Genomic DNA, 6,839 nt, shown 5'->3' with positions numbered 1-6,839 from the left:
GGGCCACAAAGGCTTCGCGCCAGCCAAACATGGAGGAGACGATGTCGCCTTTCTTCAGGCCTTCGGCGTTGCTTTCGACCACCACGCCCACCGCGCCGCCCTGCAGCGCCTCGCCGATCTGGAACGGCGGCACATAGCTGGCCCGGTCATACATGCGGCCGCGCATGTAGGGATCGACGGACATGAACTTGTTTTCGACCAGCACTTCGCCGGGGCCGGGAGCGGGCACATCCTTGCTGGCGACAGCGAAGTTTTCGGCGGCGGGCATGCCAACCGGGCGGCTGGCAAGGCTGATTTCGCGGGAAGTGGTCATGATCGGATTCTCCTGTGGTTGGAGACACCCTAGCCGCATTGCCCGCCCGCTGCACCTCTTGCCTGCGGGAGGTTAAATCTCGACCTGGCTGCCCAGTTCCACCACGCGGTTCGTCGGCAGCTTGAAAAAGTCCATCGCGCTTTCGGCGTTGCGCATCATCCAGCTGAACAGATGTTCGCGCCAGATCGCCATGCCGGGCTTGTCGCTGGCCAGCAGAGTCTGGCGCGACAGGAAGAAGCTGGTTTCCATCATCTTCAGCTTGGGCCCGCAGTTTTCCACTGTCTTCAGCACCGCCGGAATATCGATTTCCTGCATGAAGCCGTAGCGGATCAGGATGCGGTAGAAGCCGCCGCCCAGATCCTTGACCCCGATGCGATCCTCGTCGGACACGTAGGGCACTTCATCGATCACCACCGTTAGGATCATGATGCGTTCGTGCAGCACCTTGTTGTGTTTCAGATTGTGCAGCAACGCCTGCGGAACGCCCACCGGTGATGTGGTCATGAACACCGCCGTGCCGGGCACCCGCGTGGCGGCCGCGGCGGCAGATTTGATGAACACCTCCATCGGCATCGAGCTGTCACGCAGCCGTTCCTGCATCAGCTGGCGCCCGCGCGACCAGGTGGTGAGGCCGGTAAAACCAATGAGACCGATGACCAGCGGGAACCAGCCGCCATCGGGCACCTTGGTCATGTTGGAGGCGAAATAGGCGAAATCGACGATCAGGAAGGTGGCGAGCAGCGGCACCGCCCACCACGCCGGCCAACGCCAGATGGTGAGCACCAGCACACCGACCAGAACCGTATCGATCAACATGGTGCCGGTGACCGCGATGCCATAGGCCGCCGCAAGGTTGGACGAGGATTTGAACGCCAGCACCAGGAACAACACCAGCACCAGAAGCGCCCAATTTACCGCCGGGATATAGATCTGCCCAAAGGCCGAAGCCGAGGTGTGGACGATCTTCATGCGCGGCAGGAAGCCCAGCTGGATGGCCTGCTGGGTGACCGAAAACGCCCCTGAAATCACGGCTTGCGATGCGATGATGGTGGCCAGCGTGGCCAGCACCACCAGCGGCAGCCGCGCCCATTCCGGGGCCATCAGGAAGAAGGGATTGGACACCGCTTCGGGATTGGTAGTGAGCAGCGCGCCCTGGCCGAGATAGTTGATCATCAGCGCCGGCAGCACCAGTGCAAACCAGGCGAGGCGAATGGGTTTGCGGCCAAAATGCCCCATATCGGCATAGAGCGCCTCTGCCCCGGTCACCGCCAGCACGACACTGCCCAATGCCAGGAACGCCGCGCCCGGCATGGCGGCGATGAACTGAAAGGCATAAAGCGGGTTCAGCGCATAGAGGATGGCCGGATTGGCCAGGATGTTGCTGACACCCATCACCGCCAGCGTTGCAAAATAGATCAGCACGATGGGGCCAAAAATGGCGCCGACCTTGGCCGTCCCTCGGCTCTGGAACAGGAACAGCGCGAGCAGGATGCCAATGGAGATCGGCACCACCAGCGGCTGCATCCGTGCTTCGACCACGGTGATGCCTTCCACTGCCGACAACACCGACATGGCCGGCGTGATGATGGCATCGCCGAAAAACAATGCCGTGGCCATCACGCCCAGCAGCACCAGTTGTGCCGAGCGTGTATCGCCAGGCGACAGACGCGAAATCAGCGCGATAAGGGCCAGCGAACCGCCTTCACCACGATTGTCGGCCCGCATGATGACGGAGACATATTTCAGCGTCACCACCAGCATCATCGTCCAGAAAATCAGCGAGATGACGCCAAAGATGCTGACCGTGGAGAGGGCGAGCGGGTGATGCCCGCCAAAGGTTTCCTTGAAGGCATAAAGCGGGCTGGTGCCGATATCGCCGAACACCACGCCAACGGCGCCTACCGCCAGTTTCAACAGTGATTGCTGATGGCCGTGGGGATCAGCATGAGCGGTGGCGGCAGGCGCCGCACCTTGGTTCGACATGGATTTTGACCGACCGTTGAACAGGCGCGGGCACCTAGCACAGGGCCGACTGTGCTGCAATGCGGCATCCGAGGGCGCGGACTGGCGGCTGTGCAGCTGGCAGGCTATGGCAAGCGGCAACGAAAGGCCCGGCCGATGCGCATCGCGTTCCTGCTCTATGATCAACTCACCCAGCTCGACCTGACCGGGCCGGCGCAAGTGCTCAGCCGGATGCCGGGCGCGCGGGTGGAGTATGTCGCCAAGACCATGGGCCCGGTGATGAGCGATTGCCGGCTGGCGCTGCTGCCGACGATGACGCTGACCGAATCGGGCCAGTTTGATCTGCTGTGCGTGCCGGGCGGCTATGGTTGTTCGGCAGCGATGAACGATCCGGAAATCCTGGATTGGCTGCGGGGGCAGGCGCCGGGGCTGCAATGGCTGACCAGCGTGTGCACCGGATCACTGATTCTGGCGGCGGCAGGCCTGCTGAAAGGTCGCAAGGCCGCCTGCCACTGGGCTTGGGGCCAGTATCTGCCGCTGTTCGGCGCGGAGTGGGTGGAAGAACGCACCGTGTTCGATGGCAACATCATCACCGCTGGCGGCGTTACCAGCGGCATCGATTTCGCCTTCCGGGTGGTGGACCATCTGCATGGGCCCGATGTGGCGGCCACCATCCGGCTGGCGCTGGAATATGATCCGGAGAGCCACGCAGGCGGCACGCCGGCCAGCGCCCGGCCCGAGATACTGGCCCCGTTGAAAACGCTGGTTGCCGAACGGTTGAGCCACCGCGATATCGAAATGCGGGCCGCCGCCGCCCGCTTGGCTGGAGAATGAAGATGAACCGCCTGATCGCATTTGCCGCGCTGATCGCCGCCACGCCCGTACTGGCCGTGCCCACCCCGGTGACGGTGCGGGTAATCAGCCAGGGCGCCAAGTTCATCGGCACCGGCATGGGCGGGGTGGACGTGGTGCTGGCCGATGCGGCCACCGGCGCGACGCTGGCGAAGGGTCGGATCGAAGGCGGCACTGGTGACACCGCCAGGATCATGAACGGCAGCCCGCGTGGTGTGGCCGTGGCTGATGCCAACAGCGCGGCCTTCACCGCCATGATCGACATCAGCGAACCGCGCGAAGTGCGGATTGGCGTGCTCGGTCCAATCAAGCCCGCCGGCACAGCGGTGGCACATGTCAGTTCGCGCTGGCTGATCCCCGGCCAGCCGGTGGTGGGCGATGGCTGGGTGGTTGAACTGCCCGGCCTGGCACTAACTGCGCGGCGTGATGGCGGCCAGGTGGTGGCCGATGTGTCGATGCTGTGCGGCTGCCCGATCGCGCCGGGTACGCTGTGGGATGAGAAGCGTTTCGAGGTGAAGGCCTGGGTCGGCGGCAATGCCGTGACGCTGAAATGGGCCGGCCAGACGGGCCGCTTTGCTGCCGCTGTGCCCGCTGGTGCCAAATGGGTGACGGCGGTGGACACATTGTCCGGCGCCACCAGCGCGGCAAAGATCAGCCCCTGATTCTCAGCCTTGGCGCAGCGCCCTGAACGCAAGCGGCACGCCGGCCAGCGAAATGGCGGCATCGGTGACGAACAAGGCCTGCACCATGCCGGCCGTATCGGCCTGTGCCCAGGCGGCGAACGACGCGGCCGAGGCCAGACAATAGAAGATCGCCAGCCCGGCCAATGGCCGATCCCGCGTGGCCCGCCAACGTATCACCACCACGATGGCAGCGGGCACGAACAGAAACAGGTACATGAATTCGGCGACCGCCACGGTCGATAGTTGCTGCGGCGCGGGGCCGTCGCTCGGCCAGTCGCGCATACGCCAGCCCAGCCACAGATACAGGCCGGCAAGGGCGATTTCGGCTAACATCCAAAGGCGCAGCAACGCATCTGGGGGGGACAAGGCTTCTCGCGACATGCCCACCCCATAACCCGGCAACCCGTTCAGTGCGAGGCTGGCGCACTGCGCCATGCGTTGGCTTTCATGCTATGATTATCTGTCGAATCAGGAGCCTTCCCCATGGCCAATCCGCTTACCCGTCTTGCCGTTCGCGCCGTTGCCGCCGCTGCCAGCCGCCAGATCGCATCGCGCGTTTCGGGGTCGCACCTTGGCCCCATCGGCAATGTCGCGGCCGTCGCGTTGCCGTTTGTGCTGCGCCGGGTGTCGCCGCTGGGCCTCGCCGCCATGGCCGTGGGGGCGTGGGGCTTGGGCCGGCTGGCCAAGGCCGCGCCTGCTGAAGCCGCGCCGGCACCGCAACCCGAAGCCCCGCGCGCGCCCACCATCACCCCGCCGCCGATCGCCTGGGCAACGCCAAACGACGCCTTCTGATTGAACTCTCCTCAGGCGCCGGCTATCCGGTGGGTACAAGGGGAGAAATTCATGGCTCGTTTCGTTTCGCTGATTGCGCTGGCCGCTGTTCTGGCGGTTCCGGCATTCGCCCAAACCGTCGACAAACCCGCCGAAAAAGCTGCAGAGGCCACCCCCACCCCCAACCGTGTCGTTGCCAAGCGCGTCGGCACGTTCGGCGGGGTGAAGATGAACTACACCGCGATCGCCGGCGAAACCTTCCTGAAAGACAAGGACGGCAAGCCCACCGCCGCTATCTTTGCCACCACCTATCTGAAGGACACGCCCGAGCCCAACCGCCCGGTGTTCTTCATCTTCAACGGCGGCCCCGGTTCGGCCAGCCTGTGGCTGCACATGGGCGCCTTTGGGCCAAAGCGGGTGAACATCCCCGATGCCAAGGACGATGGCGCCCCGCCCTATGACATCAGCGACAACCCGGAATCGCTGCTCGACGCCGCCGATCTGGTGTTCATCGATCCGGTCGGCACCGGCTGGAGCCACGCGCTGGGCAAGACCGATCCCAAGGACTTCTGGGGCGTCAACAGCGATGCCAAATCCATCGCCGATTTCATCCGCCTGTGGCTGAACGAGCATAACCGCTGGAACGCGCCCAAATTCCTGGGCGGCGAATCCTATGGCACCACCCGCTCCGCCGCCGTCGCCCACGAACTCAACCGCGGCTACAACGATGTCGCGCTGAACGGCGTCATCCTGATCTCCGCCATCCTCGATTTTGGCCTGGAGGCCGAGGATGAAGGCAATGAAATGCAATATATGGGCCTGTTGCCCAGCTATGCCGCCGCCGCCTGGTATCACGACAAGATCCCCAACAAGCCCGCCAGCGTCGAAGCCTTTGCTGCCGAAGCCCGCACCTTTGCCAGCGGCGCCTACATCACCGCCCTGATCAAGGGGAACAGCCTCCCCGCCGCCGAACGCGCCACCATCCGCCAGCAACTGGCCCGCTTCACCGGCCTGTCCGAAACCTATCTCGAACAGGCCAATCTGCGCGTCACCCCCGGCCGTTTCTACAAGGAACTGCTCCGCGATCGTGGCCTTACCATCGGGCGCTTGGACGCCCGCTACACCGGCAAGGATTACGACAACGCCGGCGAAGGGCCCGACAATGATCCCAGCTTCTACGGCATCGATGCCTCCTATCCCGCCGCCGTGAACGCCTATCTGCGCGGCGATCTCGGCTACAAGACTGATCGCAGCTACGTCTCCATCGGCGGCGTTGGCGCTTGGGATTGGCGCCTCGGCAACGGGCGGGACTCTTATGTCAACGTCGCCCCCGGCCTCGCCCGAACCCTGCGCGAAAACAGCCGCACCAAAGTCTGGGTCGGCCAGGGCTGGTACGATTTCGCCACGCCCTTCCACTTCGCCGAATATTCCATGAACCGCCCCGGCTGGCCCGAAGGCCGCACCGAATTCCACTATTACGACGCCGGCCACATGATGTACGTGCGTGATGCGGACCGGAAGAAATTGTCGAGCGACTTGAGGGACTTCATCGGCCGCCAGAAATAAGCGGCGCCCGGATCACTCGCGCGAATATCGCAACATCTCCTGCCTAAGCTCCTCGCGCTGCTGTGACACAAGTGACGCATCTGGCCGGGTTGCAGCGTCTCCGGCCTGCCGGTCGCGCTGCTCCATCCGGCGCAGCACCACCGCCTGCTGCAACGCCGCGCGCGCCGTGCGGCGATCCTCCAGCCGGTTAAGATGAAACAGCAACAACCGCACATCACACGGCTTGCGCCGCACCGCGATAACAACGCCGTCGCGCTCGATCACCTCCTCCTCACCATCCACCAACCGCTCCAACGCCAACGATTCAATGCGCCCACCCGCATCCGCCAACGCCGCATCCCACGCGCTGGCAAACGCCCCCGCATCCGGATGCCGCCGCCACCGATACGCCGATTGCCGCGCCATCCCCACCGCCCGCGCCGCCGCCGCCACACTGCCGGTATCCGCCAGATATTCCAGAAACCGCTGCTGCCGTTCCGGCGTCCAGCTATTGTGGTTGGGCTGCACGGCGGGCGGGGTGGGATCGTCGCTGCTCATGGGCGGCAGTGTAACCCAGAGGCTTAAGTGTAGGACAGAGCAGGAACAAAGCAGCAGTGGCCTCCGGCGGGCAGGGGCTGAGCCCCTGCACCCACTTTTGTTCTCTTTCCCCTATCCACCTGCGGGATGGGGCGAGTGGCGCGCGCAGCGCAACC

At 64.5% G+C, this 6,839-nt stretch carries 7 protein-coding genes and 1 pseudogene; 4 read left to right on the top strand and 4 right to left on the bottom strand.

Translation table 11 applies throughout. The features are described 5' to 3' along the window. Both RMO81_RS06400 and RMO81_RS06395 read right to left on the bottom strand, forming a co-directional pair. A pseudogene (locus RMO81_RS06400) lies at positions 1-313 on the bottom strand (NADP-dependent oxidoreductase); the annotation flags it as partial. A gap of 72 nt (positions 314-385) precedes the next feature. Then, positions 386-2,296, bottom strand: coding sequence for a potassium transporter Kup (locus RMO81_RS06395; RefSeq protein WP_310474957.1), 1,911 nt, complete (start codon positions 2,294-2,296; stop codon positions 386-388). Between the two features lie 135 nt (positions 2,297-2,431). Between RMO81_RS06395 and RMO81_RS06390 the strand changes: the two genes are divergently transcribed. Both RMO81_RS06390 and RMO81_RS06385 read left to right on the top strand, forming a co-directional pair. Next, positions 2,432-3,109 (top strand): DJ-1/PfpI family protein, encoded by a 678-nt coding sequence (locus tag RMO81_RS06390; RefSeq protein ID WP_310474956.1) that lies wholly within the window; start codon positions 2,432-2,434, stop codon positions 3,107-3,109. Between the two features lie 2 nt (positions 3,110-3,111). Then, the gene (locus tag RMO81_RS06385; RefSeq protein WP_310474955.1) at positions 3,112-3,789 is read left to right on the top strand and encodes a hypothetical protein; all 678 of its coding nucleotides are present in this window, start codon (positions 3,112-3,114) and stop codon (positions 3,787-3,789) included. A 3-nt stretch (positions 3,790-3,792) separates the two neighbouring features. Here RMO81_RS06385 and RMO81_RS06380 read toward each other — a convergent pair whose 3' ends face one another. Beyond that, positions 3,793-4,143: a hypothetical protein gene (locus RMO81_RS06380; RefSeq protein WP_310474954.1), complete on the bottom strand. Its 351-nt coding sequence runs from the start codon at positions 4,141-4,143 to the stop codon at positions 3,793-3,795. Between the two features lie 150 nt (positions 4,144-4,293). On the opposite strand from RMO81_RS06380, the gene RMO81_RS06375 reads away from it, so the two are divergent. Together RMO81_RS06375 and RMO81_RS06370 are read left to right on the top strand one after the other, a co-directional pair. Then, complete coding sequence (locus tag RMO81_RS06375; RefSeq protein WP_310474953.1) at positions 4,294-4,602, top strand: hypothetical protein; 309 nt, start codon at positions 4,294-4,296, stop codon at positions 4,600-4,602. Positions 4,603-4,653: 51 nt separating this feature from the next. Beyond that, the gene (locus RMO81_RS06370; protein WP_310474952.1) at positions 4,654-6,147 is read left to right on the top strand and encodes a S10 family serine carboxypeptidase-like protein; all 1,494 of its coding nucleotides are present in this window, start codon (positions 4,654-4,656) and stop codon (positions 6,145-6,147) included. 12 nt (positions 6,148-6,159) lie between these two features. Here RMO81_RS06370 and RMO81_RS06365 read toward each other — a convergent pair whose 3' ends face one another. Further along, a complete protein-coding gene (locus tag RMO81_RS06365) occupies positions 6,160-6,684 on the bottom strand; it encodes a hypothetical protein (protein WP_310474950.1) in 525 nt (174 codons plus the stop codon). Between the last annotated feature and the right edge of the window lie 155 nt (positions 6,685-6,839).

It is taken from the genome of Sandarakinorhabdus sp. (assembly GCF_031422795.1).
Lineage (GTDB): Bacteria > Pseudomonadota > Alphaproteobacteria > Sphingomonadales > Sphingomonadaceae > Sandarakinorhabdus.
The sequence above is the reverse complement of the archived record's forward strand: the minus strand, read 5'-3'. Positions and strand labels throughout refer to the sequence as shown.

Coding starts and splice junctions, on each gene's coding strand:
- RMO81_RS06385 (WP_310474955.1), top strand. CDS start 3,112: ATGAACCGCCTGATCGCATTTGCCGCGCTGATCGCCGCCACGCCCGTA.
- RMO81_RS06365 (WP_310474950.1), bottom strand. CDS start 6,684: ATGAGCAGCGACGATCCCACCCCGCCCGCCGTGCAGCCCAACCACAAT.
- RMO81_RS06380 (WP_310474954.1), bottom strand. CDS start 4,143: ATGTTAGCCGAAATCGCCCTTGCCGGCCTGTATCTGTGGCTGGGCTGG.
- RMO81_RS06395 (WP_310474957.1), bottom strand. CDS start 2,296: ATGTCGAACCAAGGTGCGGCGCCTGCCGCCACCGCTCATGCTGATCCC.
- RMO81_RS06370 (WP_310474952.1), top strand. CDS start 4,654: ATGGCTCGTTTCGTTTCGCTGATTGCGCTGGCCGCTGTTCTGGCGGTT.
- RMO81_RS06390 (WP_310474956.1), top strand. CDS start 2,432: ATGCGCATCGCGTTCCTGCTCTATGATCAACTCACCCAGCTCGACCTG.
- RMO81_RS06375 (WP_310474953.1), top strand. CDS start 4,294: ATGGCCAATCCGCTTACCCGTCTTGCCGTTCGCGCCGTTGCCGCCGCT.